Consider the following 18850-nt stretch of genomic DNA (forward strand, 5'->3'; position numbering starts at 1 on the left):
AAAATCTCTTTATTTTGTGTAAAATGGTACACATACATAACTGACTTTTCTAAAAACAAAGGGGTTTATCGTCATGAAAGACTTGTCTATTCGAGATTCGCTCGTTCAAACTACAGGTGCTTTATATCAAAGCCTTCTGAAAAGGGATGATCACGAGCGCGCAGCCAAACTTGCATCTATTATGAAAAAGGAAGCTGAAGAAGAAGTATATATCGCATTTACCGGCCACTATTCTGCTGGTAAGTCATCACTAGTGAATCATCTTCTTCATGATCACATCCTGCCCACAAGCCCAATTCCAACGAGTGCAAACTTGGTTGTTGTCAGGAAAGGGGTCAGTGAAGTTCAGCTCCATACGTCTGATGGACGTTTTGCAAAAATGAGCGGTTCTTATGATAAAGAAGCGGTGCAGCGTTTTTGTAAAGATGGGGAACAAATTGAGATGGTGGAAATTAGCGGTGATTATAGTGGACTTGAAGAAAAAGTGGCACTCATTGATACACCGGGAATTGATTCAACGGATCATGCGCACTTTTTATCCGCTGCTTCTATTCTTCATCAAGCGGATGCTCTTTTTTATGTCGTTCATTATAACCATGTCCATTCTGAAGAAAACATTCGCTTCATTCGCTCGATTAAAGAGAAAGTGCCCAATCTTTATTTCATCGTCAATCAAGTGGATCGGCATGATGAACAAGAGACAACTTTTGAAAACTACAAAAAACAAGTCGTTGAGATGCTTTTAAAAGAAGGCATTGAAGAAGAACATCTATATTTTACTTCTGTGACGGATGAGGCACACCCAAAAAACGAAATGATCCGTTTAGTGAAGAAACTACAAGAATTACAAACCATGCCTAAAGCATCACTTCGAGCCTATACAGAGCAGAAAATCGAACATGTTTTAAAAGAACATATAGACTCGTTAAAAGAAGAACTGCATGAAGAGGACCTTGATAAGCAGCTTCAAGAAAAAAGGAATGAAGTGAAAGAACTAGAAGAGAAACGCCGATTTATTGAAAATGGTGCAAAGCAGGTAGAAGATGAAGTGTCTTCTGAAGTAGAGAACATCTTAAAAAATGCAAACCTCACGCCATTTAAGATGCGAGAGCTTGCAAGTGACTATATCGAATCGAAAGCACCTGGCTTTAAAGTGGGTTTACTTTTTGCCAAAAATAAAACCGAGCAGGAAAAGGAAAAGCGGGCAAATGATTTCTTAGCAGATGTAAAAAAGAGAATGAAAGCGGAAGTTGACTGGCACATTGCCGAGCTCCTCAAAAAAGAAATAAAACAGCATCAGCTTGGCGAAGCGTTATTAGACAAAGCCATGGCATTTGAGACACCTATTGAAGAATCCTTGCTTGAAAAGGTCATTCACCAAGGGGCAACTTTTTCTAACGAATATGTTCTTCAATATGCGAAAGATGCTGGTGAAGCATTGAAAAGACAGGCGAAACAGCAAGCGCTTCAATTGATTGAACAGATGATTGAAACCTTGAAAGACCAGCTCAAGAATGAACAGGAGAAGCAAGAGGAAAAATGGGAGCAAGCGAAACAAGAGCTTCAGAGCCTTGAGGGGTATAACGAAAAAAATGAACAAATAAGACAGGATATTCAGCATTTATGGGATATTTGGCAAAACGGAACGGATGAGCATATCCCAGGCGACTGGTTTTATGCGAAAAAGCAATGGATGCAGCACGACCAGCTGGAGAAGAATCGCGCATCAATTCATGTTGAAGAGGGCGATCAAGCTGCTGAACGGACAGAGCGTGATCAATACCGCCAATCGCAGCATTTAACAACAGCACAATCGATTGCACAATTTAAAGAGCTTTCCCGCATTTTATCGCCTTTAGATATTCTAAAGTCTCAAAGAGATTCCTTTGAAAAACGAACAGAACGGCTGCAAGCAAAAGAATTTACACTCGCTTTATTTGGCGCTTTTAGTTCTGGAAAATCTTCTTTTGCCAATGCGCTTGTTGGACGGAAGGTGTTACCATCATCTCCTACGCCAACAACTGCAACAATTAACAAACTGACACGACCTACGGAAGATCATCCTCATGAAAGTGTCAAAGTGGTGTTTAAAACCAAGCAGGACATTCTAGAGGAACTCGATCAGATTCTTGGATTTTCGATCACAACAGAAAAAGGAGATTCGTTTAAGGCAAAGCTGGAAAGAGTGCTGAAAAAACGCCAGCTCGAACAGGATCACCGAATCATTGTAGAACATTTTCTACAAGCCTATGCCAAGTTTCATGATGACATTGACAACCAAACCAATTTACATGTCACACTTCAAGAATTAAAGCCTTATGTAGCGGAAGAATCTGTTTCTTGTGTGGTGAAGGAAGTGACGGTGTATTTAAGCACACCTCTGACAGATAAAGGGCTGACGATTGTCGATACACCAGGTGCAAGCAGTATGAATAAGCGTCATACAGAAATCGCCTTCCAGTATATGAAGGATGCAGACGCCCTTCTTTATTTAACGTATTATCAGCATTCTTTCTCAAAAGCTGATCGCTCATTTTTACGGAAGCTTGGACTCGTAAAAGATTCCTTTAGCATGGATAAAATGTTCTTTATCATCAATGCAGCTGATTTGGCTAAGGATCAAGCAGAGCTTGAAACCGTATTTGACTATGTACGAAGCGAGCTCACAAAAGAAGGCATCCGCAATCCAAACCTGCATCATGTGTCTAGTAAGGAAGAGATCGAAGGGAAAGAGCCGACATCTTATAATCAATATGCAACACTGAGAAAACAGCTTGACTATTTTATTGAGGAAGAATTAACGAAAGATGCCATTGAACTTTTGCATTTTGAAGCTAATACATTATGTACAACGGTCGATAGACTACGTGCGACCTTGCATCAATCAGAAGATGAGAAAGAAGCTGAAAAGAAAAACATCAAGACATCCTATGAAGCCATTCTCGAAAAAATGCAAGATGTGAAACGGTCTAAACTTGTGACCGAAAGCGTAAAAAAAGACGTGCATGAACAGCTCTATCATATTGTACAGCGGCTTTCATTATTTGCGAATGATCTATTAAAGTCGGCTTTTTATCCTGGCATATCTCAAGGGAATTTTGGTCAGCAGTTAAAAAAGGCACTTGAGAAAGCGTTAAAGGAGTATGAATTTGAATTTGTGCAGGAGCTCAAGGCACTTGATATCCGAATGGAATCGTTTATCCATCATTATTTCCAGGAGGAGTGGGAAAAAGGGATGCAGGCTGCATGTGCGGAAGATCCTTACTTTTCTCTTAGCCTGTCAGCCCCTGAGGAGAAAAATGCTGAGCTAAAACAAATTGAAGTCGAAGCAGAGATTGCACCATTTGAGCCGCTTTTAAAGAAACAAAAATCAGCGAAAGCCTTTTTTGAACAAAATGAAAAGGCTACGTTTATTGAAGCCATTCGAGATGTTCTACATCAAATGACAACACGTTGGGCAGATAACGAAAAAGAAGAGTTGCTGAGCAGATATGAAAAGCTAGTGAAGACCTATACGGAAAGGTACGAACAAGATGCTCTCCAACAGCTCAATGAGCAAAAACAGACATTTATGACGAGCCTTACAACAGATGCTGAAAAACAGGCGGTCATTGAACAAGTTTATGAACAAACAAATGAATGGAAGAACCAGTTGAAAACGAGATGATTCATGATAGACTATATAAAAAAGAAAGCAGTTGATAGACGATGACGAGCGTACACGAAGAAATTTCTGCACATTCACAGAAACAACATGCCCACATCCAATCTTTTCTTGCACTTGAACAAAAAAGAGAGCAGGCGATTGAATCGGCTGTGAAAAAATGTGAACACAATGAACCATTTTCAACAGATGAGATCAATGCCATTACGTCTAAAATGAATGAGCTTGCCCGAGGCGGAATTGTTCCGCTTCGTAAACATGTCACGATTGAGATGGTGGAGGAATACACCCAGCGTAAACAGAAGTAAAGAGTAACTTTCTCATTTTTGGTCATCTTAACAAATGAACCAGAAAGGGGAATGATCATGGCAAAAAAGCAAAACGTAAAGCAGCAGGAGGAGCGCATGCCGAAGGAAAAAGGCATGCCATCCTACGCAGAAGCGGAAACGAAAAAAATGCAATATGGTAAAAAGTAATCGGGCTGCCTCTTCTTTATCAAAAAGAAGAAGGCGCCTTTTTTATGTTCGTTTCGATGTTCTATGATAGAATAGGAGTATTGTTTATAAAAAGGGAGTTTAGATGAATGAATAAACACGTATTACTTGTAGATGGAATGGCCCTTCTTTTTAGGTCGTTTTATGCGACGGCTGTCCATCGCAATTTTATGATAAATGATCGTGGTGTACCGACAAATGGAGTGAATGGTTATTTGAAGCATTTGTTAACAGCTGTCCAAACATTTGAGCCGACTCATATCGTTTGCTGCTGGGATATGGGAAGCCAGACATACCGGAACGAATTGTTTCAAGATTATAAAGCCAATCGAGGCGAGGCGCCTGTTGAGCTTATCCCGCAGTTTGATTTAGCAAAAGAGGCAACAGCAGAACTGGGGATCATGAACATTGGTGTGACAGGTTTTGAAGCAGATGATTGTATTGGAACGCTTGCATCAATCTATCAAAACGAAGCACATGTGACCGTCTTAACAGGAGATAAAGATTTGCTGCAGATCTTGAATGAACAAGTGAACGTGGCTTTAATGCAAAAAGGCATCGGGAATTATAAGCATTATACAAAAGCCATTTTTGAAGAGGAAATGGGCATTTCTCCAAAGGCGCTGATTGATATAAAAGCGCTGATGGGTGATGCTAGCGATAATTACCCTGGTGTAAAAGGAATCGGCGAAAAAACAGCATTGAAATTTATTCAAACGTATCAAACGATTGATCGACTGTTAGAAAATGTTCATGCATTAACGGCAGCTCAGCAAAAGAAAATGCAAGCAGGTTTAGAAGATCTGAAGCTTTCTCGTATACTGGCAGAAATTAAATGTGATGTACCACTCAGCTGTCCGATTGACGAAACAAAAATAAAAATGGACCCAGAGCGGGCAGCGGCAATGCTTCGCTTGCATCAAATTAAAGGGATCGAACCAATGGTTAACCGCTTAAGTCAATTAGGAATCAGTTGAGGTTAGAAAAAAAGAAAGGGCTAAAATCAAGTTCATTTTAGCCCTTTGTGTTGCTTTTTTTCGCCTTATTTTCTAATTGCGATATTGGCTGTTTATCCTTTGTTTGCGCATCACCTTGAGGAGTCGTTCCGTTTGTGACACGGCCTCTGTTCTCTTTATCCAATTCGTATCACCTCACACATTAGCATAACCAAAAGAAAAGCGATTCATCCTTTTGAAAGGTGAATCGCTTTTCTAGCGAGCTGATCAGCCACTTGATTTTCCTTGCTCGGAATCCACTTAATGAAAAATAAATCAAATTCGCTTTGAAGCTGCAGCATTTCTTCGATAAAATGACGAAAAGATGGATTTTTAGCAAATCCTGCATTGGCTGCACGATCTACTACTTGTGAATCAGTGCGGAATGAAACGGTCCGTAATCCTTTTTCTACGCAAATTTTCATGCCTTCAATGAGCGCGGAAAACTCTGCTTCATGATTGCTCATGATGCCAAGAGGAATGGAGAAAGACTCAGCTTTTCCGTCATATTTCAAGAAAATGCCGATGCCAGATGGACCTGGGTTTCCGGCACTAGCACCGTCAATATATATTTCAGCTGGCAATTTATTTCCCCCTTTCATCAATCGGAACCATTTTTTTCGCCGCATAGGCATAAGGTGTGCCAATGGCAGCGACGATAAATTTAATCACATAAGTCGTGATGAAAATTTCGATCCATATATGGAATGGGTAGGTCCCAAGAAAGGCAATGGTTGTGAAAACGAGTGTATCAAGTAGCTGGCTAATCATTGTACTCCCCGCATTTCGCAGCCAGAGCGCACCATCTGAAGGAAATATCCGGCGAATAAACGAATATACATAAACATCTAACATTTGACTGATGATATAAGCAGCAAGACTACCAAGAGCGACCCTTGGCATAAAGCCGAATATCGTTTCTAATGATGATTGGGAAATGTCAGATGGAGCGGGATGGAAAAGCAAAGCCTCCTGCATGACAACAGTTAATGTTAAAAGGGTGGCAAAGCCAATCCAGACAGCTTTTTTCGCTTCGGTTTGTCCATATTTTTCATTGAGGACGTCCGTTGCAAAGAACACACTGCCGTATAAAATGTTGCCAAGTGTTGCCGTTAAGCCAAATAATTCAACGGTTTTGACCACTTGTAAATTGGCAGCAACTGTTGCAAAACCAATCCAGACGAAAAGCCCCATCTTGCCAAATCCTTTATAAAATAGAAGAACAATGATAAAATTAATGATCGCAAATAAGATCCAAATACCTTCATTAAACAAGTGACATGAACTTCCTTTCTAAATGTAAAATGTAACTTTTTGATTATAGCATAACGAACGTTTACCTTAAAAGTACGGGAAGGCGATGTGATCAATGAAACTAAGAGCACACTATACAATGAAAGTGAAATCGATTGGGTCCATTGCTTTTTTCCAAGAAGATTGGATGGAGCTCAAAAAAGCCTTGCTTTTAGCAAAACATATAGACAAAAAAGAACCGCAGTCACTTCTATCATTTGAAGATGAAAAGGGTGCGATGTGGTCGATGAAAGAACTTGAAAAGCTAAACGAAGAACTTAGGCTTGAACCCGATCAGCTTCAGGTCTATTTTGATGCGAGTTTTCGCAAAGAAACAGGTGATGCTGGGCTTGGAATTGTCGTGTATTATCAGCTCGGACAGGATGCATACCGGTTAAGGAAGAATCAGCCTTTTCAGAGCACCACGAACAATGAGGCAGAGTATGCGGCTTTATTTGAAGCGGTAAAAGCTTTAAAAGAACTGGGAGCCAGCAGAAACTCTGTTACGATTAGAGGAGATTCTCTTGTTGTGATGAATCAGCTCAAAGGGGAATGGCCTTGTTATGATGATATACATAACAAATGGCTCGACCGAATTGAGGCTGCGATCAAAGAGCTGAAGCTCACGCCAACATATGAAGTCATCGATCGTAAACAAAATGCAGAAGCAGATCAGCTTGCCAGACAGATACTTGCAGACGTCCCCATCGAAAGTAAGTTGAAATTAGAAGCAGACGGAGCTGAATAAAGTGGATAAAAAAACAGCAGTAAAAGAATTAACAGATCTTCAAGACACGTATTGTTCAGATTGCTTGATTAAGAAGCACTTTCGCAAAGAATTTGGCAAAAAATACGCGCACTCCTTTTGTATACAGCAATGCACGGTAGGAGAGAAGATCAAACAATACGGGAATGAATTACTCAAAAAATAAGCGTACACTCCGGTTTTCCCCTAGATGTATCATACGCTCACGAAAAAAAACGAATAGAATGTGTAAAAAAAGAACATATTCTGAAAAATGAGCCGATATAACTATAGAAAGTTTTGGTTGAGTTACTTTTTGACTAAGTGACGGATAATAGAGGAAAAGGGGAAGGCCGGCATGGATAATAAGGATTTTGAAACGGTATTACATCGGACATTTCAAGAGGTGTACAGTGATCTAGAGCAACTGGTAGATGTAGCAAAGAAGGGAAGACCTTTTCTCGAAAAAGATATCTCTGAAATTGAACAAAGATTAAAGCAAAATATTTTAGCGATTGAAATTCAGCTGAAAATCAAATAAGAGAGGCATATGCCTCTCTTTATTTTGTCGTTTCATCATTGATTGAGTTGATTAGATTTTTGTTACGTTTGCAGCTTGAGGTCCACGATTACCTTCAACGATTTCAAAAGAAACTTCTTGTCCTTCTTCTAGAGATTTGTAACCGTCACCTTCGATAGCTGTGAAGTGAACGAATACGTCGTCTCCGCCTTCAACTTCAATGAAGCCGAAACCTTTTTCATTATTGAACCATTTTACTTTACCGTTTTGCATATTGCTTTTTCCTCCTAGTACTGTAGCACACCTTTTGGCATACTAAAAAAAATTTTTCATCACCTAACGACTTAAGCAGTTGTTAAATGATGGTTCCACTATACACCATCAAAAGTAAAGCGTCAAGCAGGCAAGCCAAATTTTGAGCAGAATGTTTGATTTTTTTGTTTTTTTAGTGAATGACATTTATCTATAAAACGTCCTAATCTCATGAAACCTAACGTATAACTTGTCCGTATATAGTAAAAATACAGAAAGAGGTGCGTCATGAATCGTTACACAATTGAGGAGTTTGTTCAGAATACGCAGCAAGAAGACAAAGGGGAAGGGGTCTTCGAACTTGAAACATCAAGATTGTTAGAAATTAATTTAACAGATACCATTTGGGCAAAGACAGGCTCCATGGTTTCGTATCGCGGGAAAATAAAGTTTGAACGTGAAGGTGTATTTGAACACGGTGTGTCAAAGATGTTCAAAAAAATGTTATCAGGAGAAGGAACCTCTTTGATGAAGGCCACAGGTGATGGGAAATTATATGTAGCAGACCAAGGGAAAAAAATCTCGATTCTTCGATTGGCTCAAGGGGAGTCTATTTTCGTTAATGGAAACGACTTGCTCGCATTTGAACCGTCTGTTCGGTGGGATATTAAATTAATGAAAAAGGTGTCTGGCATGCTTGCAGGCGGATTATTTAATGTCAAACTTGAAGGACCAGGTCTTGTGGCAATCACAAGTCATTACGAACCGCTGACGCTGATTGTTCAGCCAGGTGATTCTGTTTATACAGATCCGAATGCGACAGTCGCATGGTCAGGAGATTTGCAGACTGAATTTGTGACAGATGTATCGTTCAAAACGTTTATTGGCAGGGGAAGCGGAGAGTCCATTCAAATGAAATTTAGCGGAAGTGGCTTTGTTGTCGTGCAGCCGTTTGAAGAAGTATATACAACGAATGGAAATCAAGGTTAAAAGAAAAAAGGTGTCCGTCATTGACGGACACCTTTTTATGATAATGCTTGAGCATACGATTTATTGCTCATGATCAGATCTGATTGTTCGACGATATCTTCTAAAATGGTTTGAGAAGACTGTTTTAAGTGTAATTTTTTGATGTTTTGTTTCATGGATTCTAATTTTTCTTCGTCTTGCAACAAGTTGGTGACAGATTCTAAAATGTCTTCGTGTCTGTTGATGACAATGGCAGCACCGTAATCTTCAAAGAAAAGAGCATTTTCTTTTTCTTGTCCTGGAACAGGTTTGTAAAGAATAACTGGGACACCAATTGCTGTTGCTTCTGTTAATGTAATTCCGCCCGGTTTTGTAATCATACAGTCCGTTACTCTGAACAATTCATCAATTTGTTCCACATATCCAAGCGCCTTCAATTGATTTGGGTGTGCTTGTTCAAGTTCGCTAAGCGATTGCTTCAGCGCTGCATTCTTACCGCACACAACAACAATTTGTACTTCACTGTCAAGAAGTAGTGCTTCACACAGTTCCTTCACATTTTTTAGTACACCATGGGCACCCGCCATAATGAGAAGGACTTTTTTGTCTGATGATAATCCATATTTTTTATAGATGATCGATTTAGGCACGTCTACTTCAAATTGTGGTCTAATCGGAATGCCTGTTACCTTGACATCGCTTGGATGTGTGCCGATTTCTACTAGCTTTTGTTTCACATAATCGGTTGCAACATAGTATCGGTCAATGTTTTCATGTACCCAAATTTTATGAAGACAAAAGTCTGTCATCACATTAAATGTTGGAATGACTTTACCTGTTTTGTTTCGGTATTCAGGTACAACAATCATCGGGAATGTAATGATGATGATATCCGGATTGTGTAATTGAATTAATTCATCAAGACGCTTATTTCCCATCTTTAAATAAATGTTAAATTTGCGTTTATTGTAAATTTTATCTACACCGTAATAAAACAAGCGATAAAATTGTTTCCCAATGGAGAAGCTCTTTAAATATAAATATTGAGTCACTTCAGACACAATGGGATTTGATTCTTGATACAAATTAGAAACTATCACATGTTCAAACCCTTGGGATTTGCATTCATCATACAGTGTTTTTGCAACCTGCATATGTCCATTTCCATAATTTGCGGTCAAGATTAATATTTTTTTATTGGTATTCAAGAATATTCACCTCAAATGTAATCAACAACAACAAAACTTCGTACGAAAACTATAAATCTCATAGGTCTACATATACATAAAGATAACATATAAACAGCGAGAGCATATCATTCGTTACGAAAGAATTAAACTAATTTTAAAAAACAAACAGACTAAATTGATAATGGAAGACAGAGCCATTTGTATTTTAACACATTTTAAGCATTTATCATCAGACTACAGTCTATTTTATTCCCACACATATGGTGTTTCTTGATAAACATAGTAATTAAGCCAATTCATAAACAGCAAAGTAGCATGGGCTTTCCAGCGGTTCACTGGAACTAATGTGTCTCCATCTTCGATGAAATAGTGGACGGGTTTTTTGACTGTATCATGTTTCAACAAATCTCTTTCATATTCCTGCTTCAATGTATCTGTATCGTATTCAGGATGTCCAGTTAAAAATACTTGTTTATCATCATCTGAAACAATTAAACAAACACCAGCTTCCTCAGACGTGCTCAATACTTTTAGATTCGGCATGTTTTTTAATTGTTCTGTATTAATATCTGTATGCCTAGAATGTGGGACATAGTATACTTCATCGAAACCTCTTACTAATCTTTCTTTTTTCTCTTTGACAAGATGCTCAAAGACACCGAATTTTTTCTCTGGAAGCTTGATTTTTTCAATGCCATAATGATGATATAGACCTGCCTGTGCCCCCCAGCATATATGGAGAGTAGACGTCACATTCGTTTTACTCCAGTCCAAAATGTCCTGCAGTTCTTTCCAATAGGAAACTTCTTCGAAAGCTAAATGCTCAATTGGTGCACCTGTAATGATCATGCCATCAAATTTTTTATGGCGAATCGAGTCAAAGGTCGTATAAAATTCATCTAGATGCTCTCTCGATGTATTCTTCGGTGTATGTGTACTTGGAATCAAAAATGTAAAATACACTTGCAAAGGAGAATTTCCGAGCATTCTCAGCAGCTGCGTTTCAGTTTGTATTTTTTTTGGCATTAAATTTAAGATCACGATATTCAAAGGACGGATATCTTGTTTGAATGCCCTTGTCTCATCCATGACGAAAATGTTTTCGCTCTCTAGTATTTGTTTTGCCGGCAGATGAACTGGTATGTTAATAGGCAACTCGCCACCCCCTGAACCAAAGCTAATTTCACTTCATTATAGGAACTTTCTGGCGATATTTCAATGTTTCAATTATGTTACAATGAAAAATAGAGCAAAAAAGAAAGCTGTTTCTGTCAAAAAAGGAGGCCATTAATCATGATCACAAAGCATTTATCAGATATTGACATTGCCCAAAAGGCAAAGCTGAGACCCATTCAAGACATCGCAGCAAAATTACAAATACATGACGAAGAATTAGAATGCTATGGTTTCACAAAAGCGAAAATATCTTTGACTATTTTTGACCGTTTAAAGGAACAAAAAGAAGGAAATGTGATTCTTGTGACTTCGATCAACCCAACGCCAGCAGGTGAAGGGAAGTCCACCGTAACAGTTGGCCTCGGTCAAGCCTTCGAGAAAATTGGGAAAAAAGCGATCATTGCCATGCGTGAACCTTCACTAGGTCCCACAATGGGTATTAAAGGCGGTGCAGCTGGCGGCGGATATTCACAGGTGTTGCCTATGGAAGAAATCAATCTTCATTTCACAGGGGATTTTCATGCGATTACATCTGCACATAACGCTTTATCTGCTTTTATTGATAATCATATCCATCACGGAAATGAGCTTGGGATCGACGCACGCCGAATTGTATGGAAACGAGTGTTAGATTTAAACGATCGTGCTCTAAGACAAGTGGTCATAGGACTTGGCGGTCAATTAAATGGGTACCCTAGAGAAGATGGATTTGATATTACGGTTGCATCCGAAATGATGGCCATCCTCTGTTTAGCAGACGACTTAAACGATCTGAAAAAACGTCTTTCTTCTATTGTTGTTGCCTACAATCAAGAAGGTGAACCGGTCACAGTTGGAAATCTAGGATATGAAGGCGTATTAACCTTGCTATTAAAAGATGCGCTGAAACCAAACCTTGTTCAAACGATTGAAGGAACTCCAGCCCTTGTTCATGGTGGTCCTTTTGCCAATATTGCACATGGATGCAATAGTTTAATTGCCACAAAAATGGCGGCAAAACTAGCAGATTACGTCGTAACAGAAGCGGGATTTGGTGCAGACCTCGGCGCGGAAAAATTTCTTCACATCAAAACAAGAGCCGGTGATTTTAAACCAGGCGCTGTTGTCATTGTAGCAACTGTCAGGGCGCTAAAAATGCATGGCGGAATGCAGAAAACAGAGCTCAAGGAAGCAAATGCACAGGCTGTATTAGAAGGTATACATAATTTAGAGAAGCATATTGAAACAGTGCAAGCCTTCGGTCTACCATACATCGTTGCAGTGAACCGTTTTATTACCGATACAAAAGAAGAAATTCAAGCAATAGAAAACTGGTGCGAAACGAATGGACATCCAGTCAAAGCCGTCAATGTATGGGAAGAAGGGGGAGCTGGCGGGGTAGCACTTGCCGAAGAGCTCACGACACTCATTGAAAAGAATGAAAACAGCTTTTCTTATTTATATGAGGAGCAAGATTCCATTGAAGAAAAGTTGTCAAAAGTCGCCAAAGTGGTTTATGGTGCAGACGGCGTCAACCTTACATCAAAAGCAAGAAAGCAGCTAACTGCAATTGAGAAAAATGGCTGGGCCCATTTGCCGGTTTGTATGGCAAAAACGCAATATTCACTATCGGATGATCCAGCTTTAATCGGCAGACCAAAAGGCTTTACCGTTACGATTCGAGAGTTAAAACCATCTGTAGGGGCAGGTTTTATCGTTGCACTAACGGGAAGCATTCTGACCATGCCAGGTCTCCCTAAAAAACCTGCGGCACTTGAGATGGATTTATTAGAAGACGGCAGTGTGACTGGACTCTTTTAGCAGGAAGCATAAAAAGCGATTTTCTAAAAGAAGCATGTTACGATAGGAAAAAGTGAATCCTAGGAGGCTATGAGATGTCAATTTATGATATTCAGGTCAAGACCATTAACGGTCAGGAAAAATCAATGGCAGATTACAAAGGGAAAGTACTGATCATCGTGAACACAGCGAGCAAATGTGGACTGACCCCTCAATTTAAACAATTACAAGAGTTATACGATCAATATCATGAAAAGGGCCTTGAAATTTTAGGATTTCCGTGCAATCAATTTATGAATCAAGAGCCAGAAGGGGAAGAAGCAATTCAAGAATTCTGTTCGTTGAACTATGGTGTGACCTTCCCAATGTTTGCAAAAGTAGATGTCAATGGTGACAATGCGCATCCGCTTTTCAAATACTTAACGAGTCATGCGAAAGGTGTGCTTGGCACAAAAACGGTGAAATGGAATTTCACAAAATTTATCGTTGACCAAAACGGAGAAGTGACTGAACGATTTTCTCCTAAAACACCACCAAAAGAATTAGAAAGCTCCATTATCGCTCTTTTGGAGAAATAAGCATGTATTCGAGTAAGCAGCAAGAACAATTGGAGGCAGCTGCCTCCTTTGTTTCAAAACAGCTAAAGAATGAACCGACTGGACACGATGAAGCTCATATCAATCGTGTGCGCCAGCTTGCCGTCCATATTGCACAACAGGAGGGCGGGTCGCTTTTTGTCATTGAAATGGCAGCGATTGTCCATGATGTCATTGATGACAAGCTGTCTAGTGAATGGAAGCTTTCACCGCATGATCTCAAGCAGCAGCTCCTTTTGTGGGAAGTGGACACGCGAGATATTCGCTATATCATGGATATTATTACAACGATGTCTTTTCGTCACCGGCATATGCAGCATAAGCCAGTGACATTAGAAGGGACCATTGTTCAAGATGCAGATCGGCTAGATGCGATAGGTGCAACTGGGATTGCAAGGGTGTTTACATATGCAGGTGCAAAAGGGGAGCCTCACTATACAGAGGGTGCTCACCAAGGCACAGTACTTTTGCATATGCAAGAAAAGCTGCTTCAATTAAAAGACTTGATGAACACACGTGCTGGAAAGCAGCTGGCTCATGAGCGGCATGAGTTTATGTGTCTATTTATCAAGACATGGAAAGAAGAATGCGGCCTTACAGATGAGTAGGGTCTTTATGTGTGTAAGGAGGATGTATAGATGAAAATAACTGCCATAGAACCAACGCCAAGCCCGAATACAATGAAAGTCATTTTGACAGAAGCGCTTGCAGGCGGTAAAAGCAATAACTACAAAAAAGATCAAAAAGACGAAGCGCCAGAGATGATCAAGCGCATTTTAACCATTGAAGGTGTAAAAGGTGTTTACCATGTAGCCGATTTCTTAGCGGTTGAGCGTAATGCGAAATTTGATTGGCAAGGTATTTTACAGCAAGTCAGAGAAGCCTTTGGACAAGAAACTGAAGGTCTTCAGGGAGAATCGCAGTCAGGTGATGACACATTTGGAGAAGTCAAAGTGCATGTTCAAATGTTTAATGGGATTCCGATGCAGGTGAAGCTGACAGACGGTGAAAGAGAAGAACGATTTGGAATGCCTGAACGTTTCCAGGCAGCGATTTTAAAGCTAAGAAGCAGTTCAGATAATGTTGTATTTGAACGTGTGTGGAAAGAACATGGCGTACGTTTTGGAGAATTTGCTGATATCGGTCAAGAAGTCACAGAAGAGCTGCAAGCTGCATATGACGACGAGCGTTTATCCCGTTTAACAGAGGCAGTGAAGGAAGGTCAAGAGGCTGTAGATAAACAAGTGAACCGAAAAGCATATGATGTGACAGAAGAGATGCTGCGCGATGAAGATTGGAAGAAACGTTTTGCTCATTTAGAGCAAATGCAGCCTGAGAAAAAAGATATACCTGTTTTAATGAAAGCGATGGAGGACCCAAAAACATCAATTCGCAGACAAGCTGTTGTGAACGCTGGCATGATTGAAGATCCAGACATTTTGCCTATTTTGTATAAAGGGCTTGAAGATAAAACAGTGACGGTTAGAAGAACTGCAGGAGATTGTATTTCGGATCTTGGTGATTCTAGTGCGATTGAAGCGATGATCCAAGCCTTAAAGGACCCAAGTAAGCTTGTCCGCTGGCGTGCGGCCATGTTCCTTTATGAAGAAGGTGACGAAACAGCACTCGAAGCTTTAAAAGAAGCGGAGCAGGACCCTGAATTTGAAGTCAGTCTTCAAGTGAAAATGGCCATCGAACGAATTGAGCACGGAGAAGAAGCAAAAGGCTCTGTGTGGAAGCAAATGACAGAAAGTAGAAAAAATGCATCAGAATCATAAGAAAGACGAGCAGGCTGCCAATAAAAGGCAGCTTGTTTTCTGAAAAGGGCTTTTTTATTGGCAGAAAAATTTTTTCAGAAAAATTATTTTGAATATTGTTGAAATATGAGAAAAAACTCTATATAGTAGTACCAATATAGAATATTGGAGGTCAGATTTTATGACACAATCCTTGCTGAGCACTTGCTTCAGCAGAGAAATCAGTCACTATCTATTATAGGTGGCTAAATAAACAGAAAATTTGTAAAATAAAATGAACTCAAAATCATACAGTCAACAAGACTAGTAGTATAGGAGGCTTTTTAAACAGATGGCAGAACTTCGCAGTAATATGATTAAACAAGGAATTGACAGAGCACCTCACCGAAGCTTATTAAGAGCAGCTGGGGTAAAAGATGAGGATTTTGGCAAACCGTTTATTGCCGTATGTAATTCCTATATTGATATTGTCCCAGGGCATGTCCATCTTCAGGAATTCGGAAAAATTGTGAAAGAAGCCATTCGTGAAGCTGGCGGTGTTCCATTTGAATTTAATACAATTGGGGTAGATGATGGTATTGCGATGGGGCATATTGGGATGAGATATTCATTGCCAAGCCGTGAAATCATAGCTGATTCAGTAGAGACCGTGGTGTCTGCACACTGGTTTGATGGCATGGTTTGTATTCCTAACTGTGATAAAATCACGCCAGGTATGATGATGGCTGCCATGCGTGTGAATATCCCAACTGTATTTGTCAGTGGTGGACCGATGGAAGCTGGTAGAACAAGTGATGGCAGAAAAATTTCTCTTTCTTCTGTCTTTGAAGGCGTAGGCGCATACCAATCAGGGAAAATTAATGAAGAGGAGTTAAACGAATTAGAGCAATTTGGCTGTCCAACATGCGGATCTTGCTCTGGTATGTTTACAGCAAACTCAATGAACTGTTTAGCAGAGGCGCTAGGGATTGCTCTTCCTGGAAATGGAACCATTCTGGCGACTTCACCAGAACGAAGAGAATTTGCGAAGAAGTCAGCAAAACAATTGATGGAGCTAATCAAAAAAGACATTAAACCACGTGATATTGTCACCGAAAAAGCGATTGATAACGCATTTGCTTTAGATATGGCACTTGGTGGTTCAACCAATACAGTTCTTCATACATTGGCGATTGCAAACGAAGCAGGCGTTGAATATTCACTTGAGCGTATCAATGAAGTCGCAGAACGTGTGCCGCATTTATCGAAACTTGCTCCAGCTTCAGATGTATATATTGAAGATTTACATGAAGCTGGCGGAGTGACCGCTGCACTAAATGAATTGTCCAAAAAAGATGGGGCTCTTCATTTAGATACCATGACCGTCACAGCGAAAACGTTAGGCGAGAACATTGCAGGTCATGAAGTAAAAGATTATAACGTCATTTATCCAATTGACAAGCCATTTACTGAAAAGGGCGGCTTAGCCGTTTTATTTGGAAACCTTGCGCCAGATGGAGCGATCATTAAAACAGGCGGTGTACAAGACGGCATCACACGTCATGAAGGACCTGCGATCGTATTTGAATCCCAAGAGGAAGCACTTGAAGGAATTATTAATCGAAAAGTAGAAGCAGGACATGTTGTCATTATTCGTTATGAGGGACCTAAAGGCGGTCCAGGTATGCCTGAAATGCTAGCACCAACTTCACAAATTGTTGGAATGGGACTTGGTCCAAAGGTTGCTTTAATTACAGACGGACGATTCTCCGGTGCTTCTCGTGGATTGTCTATTGGACACGTCTCTCCAGAGGCAGCAGAAGGCGGCCCGCTTGCCTTTGTTGAAAATGGTGATCATGTCGTTGTTGATATCGAAAAACGCATTTTAAGCGTAGATGTCCCGGAAGAAGAATGGGAAAAAAGAAAAGCAAACTGGAAAGGCTTTGAGCCAAAAGTAAAAACAGGTTACCTTGCCAGATACTCAAAACTTGTGACATCAGCCAATACAGGCGGAATCATGAAAATTTAATGTGAAATTGATCATTTGAAAATTGGCTCTCTCTATAGTATCCTTTATTCACAACATAAGGATTATAGAGGGGGCTTTTTTATGTCAATGGCATATGAAGAATATATGCGTCAGCTCGTCGTACCAATGCGCCAAGAACTAACAAGTGCAGGGTTTCAAGAGTTGACGACTGAAGAAGAAGTAGAAAAAACGATGCAGAAAGCAGAAGGAACAACATTTGTTGTCGTCAATTCCGTATGCGGATGTGCTGCTGGTTTAGCACGCCCTGCTGCTACTCAAGCTGTCATGAAAGCAGAAAAAGCACCAGATCGAATGGTGACGGTCTTTGCTGGTCAGGACCGGGAAGCAACGGCTAAAATGAGAGAATACTTCACAGGTGAGGAGCCATCTTCTCCATCTATGGCACTTTTAAAAGGAAATGAACTTGTTCACTTTATCCCGCGTGACGAAATTGAAGGTCATGAAATGGAAGATATTATGAAGAACGTCTTATCTGCATTTGAAAAACATTGCTAATACAAATGTTGAAATGTCCTGTGATCCATCAGGGCATTTTTTCTTGATTATGATGGAGGAACGTCATGCTCATTACAACAAGCTTTAGAGCAAATGAACAAACAATTGAAACGGCAAAGGCCCTCGCAAAGGACTTGCATGGTGAGTATATCGAGCGGCGCAAACAATCTGTCAAACAGCTTGCGATTAAGCGGGGGGATGTACTCGTCGTTGGGAAAGAACGATTTGAATGGTATCAGCCAAATGGTGAAAAGTTCTTTTTCCATCCAAGCTCAGCGATGTTTAGGGTGAAGCGGGTCCTTCGTGGTGAAAAAGATCCATTAATAGAAGCAGCACAATTAAAGCCGGGCGATTCCTTTTTAGATTGTACGCTTGGGTTAGGATCAGATGCGATTACCGCAAGCTGCGCTACAGGCGCCAATGGAGAAGTGGCAGGCATTGAAAAAAATCCGATGACGGCATTGCTTGTTCGAGAAGGACTCAGCACATGGGAAACGGGTGTGAGAGAGGCAGACGAGGCGATGAAACGGATATCTGTCATCAGCGGGGATAGTATTGAGCAGTTAAAGAAGCTCCCTGATCGATCCTATGATATCGTCTATTTTGATCCAATGTTTGAAGAAACCATACAAGAGTCTGCTAGTATGATGCCGCTTCGTCATGCAGCTGAGCATCATTTTGACCATGAAACCGCTGTGAAAGAAGCAATGAGAGTGGCTAGAAAAAGAGTGGTTTTAAAAGATCATTGGAAAAGCACACGATTTACCACTGATTCCTATCAATTTCAGGTGATGAAACGTAAAACCGCCCAATTCCATTACGGATATATCTCAATAGAAGAAGACAAATCAACAAAACTTTAATCACTCTTAACAATAAAAAAAGCCCTATTTCAG

The 18850-nt window shown here is 40.2% G+C and carries 20 protein-coding genes; 14 read left to right on the top strand and 6 right to left on the bottom strand.

Annotated features, from left to right (window positions below):
• Positions 1-73: 73 nt before the first annotated feature.
• The 3 genes from ACTJJQ_RS06505 (at position 74) to ACTJJQ_RS06515 (ending at position 5135) form a co-directional block, all read left to right on the top strand.
• Positions 74-3667 carry a dynamin family protein gene (locus ACTJJQ_RS06505; protein WP_440600040.1) on the top strand — a complete coding sequence of 1198 codons (3594 nt, stop codon included), beginning with the start codon at positions 74-76 and terminating at the stop codon, positions 3665-3667.
• 41 nt (positions 3668-3708) lie between these two features.
• Complete coding sequence (locus tag ACTJJQ_RS06510; RefSeq protein ID WP_008346351.1) at positions 3709-3972, top strand: YpbS family protein; 264 nt, start codon at positions 3709-3711, stop codon at positions 3970-3972.
• A 275-nt stretch (positions 3973-4247) separates the two neighbouring features.
• A complete protein-coding gene (locus ACTJJQ_RS06515; protein ID WP_440600041.1) occupies positions 4248-5135 on the top strand; it encodes a 5'-3' exonuclease in 888 nt (295 codons plus the stop codon).
• A gap of 37 nt (positions 5136-5172) precedes the next feature.
• Here the strand turns inward: ACTJJQ_RS06515 and ACTJJQ_RS06520 are convergent, their stop codons facing one another.
• Genes ACTJJQ_RS06520 through ACTJJQ_RS06530 form a run of 3 tightly spaced genes read right to left on the bottom strand, consistent with a single transcriptional unit; the run spans position 5173 to position 6428 of the window.
• Positions 5173-5298, bottom strand: coding sequence for a hypothetical protein (locus ACTJJQ_RS06520; RefSeq protein WP_008346357.1), 126 nt, complete (start codon positions 5296-5298; stop codon positions 5173-5175).
• 43 nt (positions 5299-5341) lie between these two features.
• A complete protein-coding gene (locus ACTJJQ_RS06525) occupies positions 5342-5737 on the bottom strand; it encodes a reverse transcriptase-like protein (RefSeq protein WP_017359712.1) in 396 nt (131 codons plus the stop codon).
• 1 nt (position 5738) lies between these two features.
• On the bottom strand, positions 5739-6428 hold the full coding sequence (locus tag ACTJJQ_RS06530) for a queuosine precursor transporter (RefSeq protein WP_007500834.1): 690 nt from the start codon (positions 6426-6428) through the stop codon (positions 5739-5741).
• A 94-nt stretch (positions 6429-6522) separates the two neighbouring features.
• Here ACTJJQ_RS06530 and ACTJJQ_RS06535 point away from each other — a divergent pair, with 94 nt between their 5' ends.
• From ACTJJQ_RS06535 to ACTJJQ_RS06545, 3 genes are all read left to right on the top strand, one after another.
• A complete protein-coding gene (locus tag ACTJJQ_RS06535; RefSeq protein ID WP_440600042.1) occupies positions 6523-7194 on the top strand; it encodes a ribonuclease H family protein in 672 nt (223 codons plus the stop codon).
• A 1-nt stretch (position 7195) separates the two neighbouring features.
• A complete protein-coding gene (locus tag ACTJJQ_RS06540; RefSeq protein WP_008346366.1) occupies positions 7196-7378 on the top strand; it encodes a zinc-finger domain-containing protein in 183 nt (60 codons plus the stop codon).
• A gap of 171 nt (positions 7379-7549) precedes the next feature.
• Positions 7550-7732 carry a hypothetical protein gene (locus ACTJJQ_RS06545; protein ID WP_008346368.1) on the top strand — a complete coding sequence of 61 codons (183 nt, stop codon included), beginning with the start codon at positions 7550-7552 and terminating at the stop codon, positions 7730-7732.
• A gap of 51 nt (positions 7733-7783) precedes the next feature.
• On the opposite strand, the gene cspD is transcribed toward ACTJJQ_RS06545, so the two are convergent.
• On the bottom strand, positions 7784-7984 hold the full coding sequence (cspD, locus tag ACTJJQ_RS06550) for a cold-shock protein CspD (protein ID WP_003215784.1): 201 nt from the start codon (positions 7982-7984) through the stop codon (positions 7784-7786).
• 267 nt (positions 7985-8251) lie between these two features.
• Between cspD and ACTJJQ_RS06555 the strand changes: the two genes are divergently transcribed.
• Positions 8252-8953 carry an AIM24 family protein gene (locus tag ACTJJQ_RS06555; RefSeq protein WP_017359709.1) on the top strand — a complete coding sequence of 234 codons (702 nt, stop codon included), beginning with the start codon at positions 8252-8254 and terminating at the stop codon, positions 8951-8953.
• A 35-nt stretch (positions 8954-8988) separates the two neighbouring features.
• Here the strand turns inward: ACTJJQ_RS06555 and ACTJJQ_RS06560 are convergent, their stop codons facing one another.
• On the bottom strand, positions 8989-10140 hold the full coding sequence (locus ACTJJQ_RS06560) for a diglucosyl diacylglycerol synthase (RefSeq protein WP_007500831.1): 1152 nt from the start codon (positions 10138-10140) through the stop codon (positions 8989-8991).
• Between the two features lie 228 nt (positions 10141-10368).
• Positions 10369-11277: a homoserine O-acetyltransferase MetA gene (gene metA, locus ACTJJQ_RS06565; RefSeq protein ID WP_440600043.1), complete on the bottom strand. Its 909-nt coding sequence runs from the start codon at positions 11275-11277 to the stop codon at positions 10369-10371.
• A 138-nt stretch (positions 11278-11415) separates the two neighbouring features.
• Between metA and ACTJJQ_RS06570 the strand changes: the two genes are divergently transcribed.
• From ACTJJQ_RS06570 to ACTJJQ_RS06600, 7 genes are all read left to right on the top strand, one after another.
• Positions 11416-13098, top strand: a complete 1683-nt coding sequence (locus tag ACTJJQ_RS06570) for a formate--tetrahydrofolate ligase (RefSeq protein ID WP_281201274.1) — start codon at positions 11416-11418, stop codon at positions 13096-13098.
• Positions 13099-13172: 74 nt separating this feature from the next.
• On the top strand, positions 13173-13655 hold the full coding sequence (locus ACTJJQ_RS06575) for a glutathione peroxidase (protein WP_007500827.1): 483 nt from the start codon (positions 13173-13175) through the stop codon (positions 13653-13655).
• A 2-nt stretch (positions 13656-13657) separates the two neighbouring features.
• Positions 13658-14281: an HD domain-containing protein gene (locus ACTJJQ_RS06580; protein WP_281201273.1), complete on the top strand. Its 624-nt coding sequence runs from the start codon at positions 13658-13660 to the stop codon at positions 14279-14281.
• 30 nt (positions 14282-14311) lie between these two features.
• The gene (locus ACTJJQ_RS06585; RefSeq protein WP_272753719.1) at positions 14312-15451 is read left to right on the top strand and encodes a conserved virulence factor C family protein; all 1140 of its coding nucleotides are present in this window, start codon (positions 14312-14314) and stop codon (positions 15449-15451) included.
• A gap of 310 nt (positions 15452-15761) precedes the next feature.
• Positions 15762-17438, top strand: coding sequence for a dihydroxy-acid dehydratase (ilvD, locus tag ACTJJQ_RS06590; RefSeq protein WP_281201272.1), 1677 nt, complete (start codon positions 15762-15764; stop codon positions 17436-17438).
• Positions 17439-17519: 81 nt separating this feature from the next.
• A complete protein-coding gene (locus ACTJJQ_RS06595; protein WP_025207515.1) occupies positions 17520-17954 on the top strand; it encodes a BrxA/BrxB family bacilliredoxin in 435 nt (144 codons plus the stop codon).
• 65 nt (positions 17955-18019) lie between these two features.
• Entirely contained in the window at positions 18020-18817 is a 798-nt protein-coding gene (locus tag ACTJJQ_RS06600; RefSeq protein WP_099496570.1) for a class I SAM-dependent methyltransferase, read from the top strand.
• Positions 18818-18850: the final 33 nt, after the last annotated feature.

The organism is Bacillus sp. 22483 (assembly GCF_052044605.1).
Lineage (GTDB): Bacteria > Bacillota > Bacilli > Bacillales > Bacillaceae > Bacillus > Bacillus altitudinis.

What these genes read in the sequence shown, in the direction of transcription:
- ACTJJQ_RS06505 (WP_440600040.1), top strand. Translation starts at nt 74, where the DNA reads ATGAAAGACTTGTCTATTCGAGATTCGCTCGTTCAAACTACAGGTGCT.
- ACTJJQ_RS06510 (WP_008346351.1), top strand. Translation starts at nt 3,709, where the DNA reads ATGACGAGCGTACACGAAGAAATTTCTGCACATTCACAGAAACAACAT.
- ACTJJQ_RS06515 (WP_440600041.1), top strand. Translation starts at nt 4,248, where the DNA reads ATGAATAAACACGTATTACTTGTAGATGGAATGGCCCTTCTTTTTAGG.
- ACTJJQ_RS06535 (WP_440600042.1), top strand. Translation starts at nt 6,523, where the DNA reads ATGAAACTAAGAGCACACTATACAATGAAAGTGAAATCGATTGGGTCC.
- ACTJJQ_RS06545 (WP_008346368.1), top strand. Translation starts at nt 7,550, where the DNA reads ATGGATAATAAGGATTTTGAAACGGTATTACATCGGACATTTCAAGAG.
- cspD (WP_003215784.1), bottom strand. Translation starts at nt 7,984, where the DNA reads ATGCAAAACGGTAAAGTAAAATGGTTCAATAATGAAAAAGGTTTCGGC.
- ACTJJQ_RS06555 (WP_017359709.1), top strand. Translation starts at nt 8,252, where the DNA reads ATGAATCGTTACACAATTGAGGAGTTTGTTCAGAATACGCAGCAAGAA.
- ACTJJQ_RS06570 (WP_281201274.1), top strand. Translation starts at nt 11,416, where the DNA reads ATGATCACAAAGCATTTATCAGATATTGACATTGCCCAAAAGGCAAAG.
- ACTJJQ_RS06575 (WP_007500827.1), top strand. Translation starts at nt 13,173, where the DNA reads ATGTCAATTTATGATATTCAGGTCAAGACCATTAACGGTCAGGAAAAA.
- ACTJJQ_RS06580 (WP_281201273.1), top strand. Translation starts at nt 13,658, where the DNA reads ATGTATTCGAGTAAGCAGCAAGAACAATTGGAGGCAGCTGCCTCCTTT.
- ACTJJQ_RS06585 (WP_272753719.1), top strand. Translation starts at nt 14,312, where the DNA reads ATGAAAATAACTGCCATAGAACCAACGCCAAGCCCGAATACAATGAAA.
- ilvD (WP_281201272.1), top strand. Translation starts at nt 15,762, where the DNA reads ATGGCAGAACTTCGCAGTAATATGATTAAACAAGGAATTGACAGAGCA.
- ACTJJQ_RS06595 (WP_025207515.1), top strand. Translation starts at nt 17,520, where the DNA reads ATGTCAATGGCATATGAAGAATATATGCGTCAGCTCGTCGTACCAATG.
- ACTJJQ_RS06600 (WP_099496570.1), top strand. Translation starts at nt 18,020, where the DNA reads ATGCTCATTACAACAAGCTTTAGAGCAAATGAACAAACAATTGAAACG.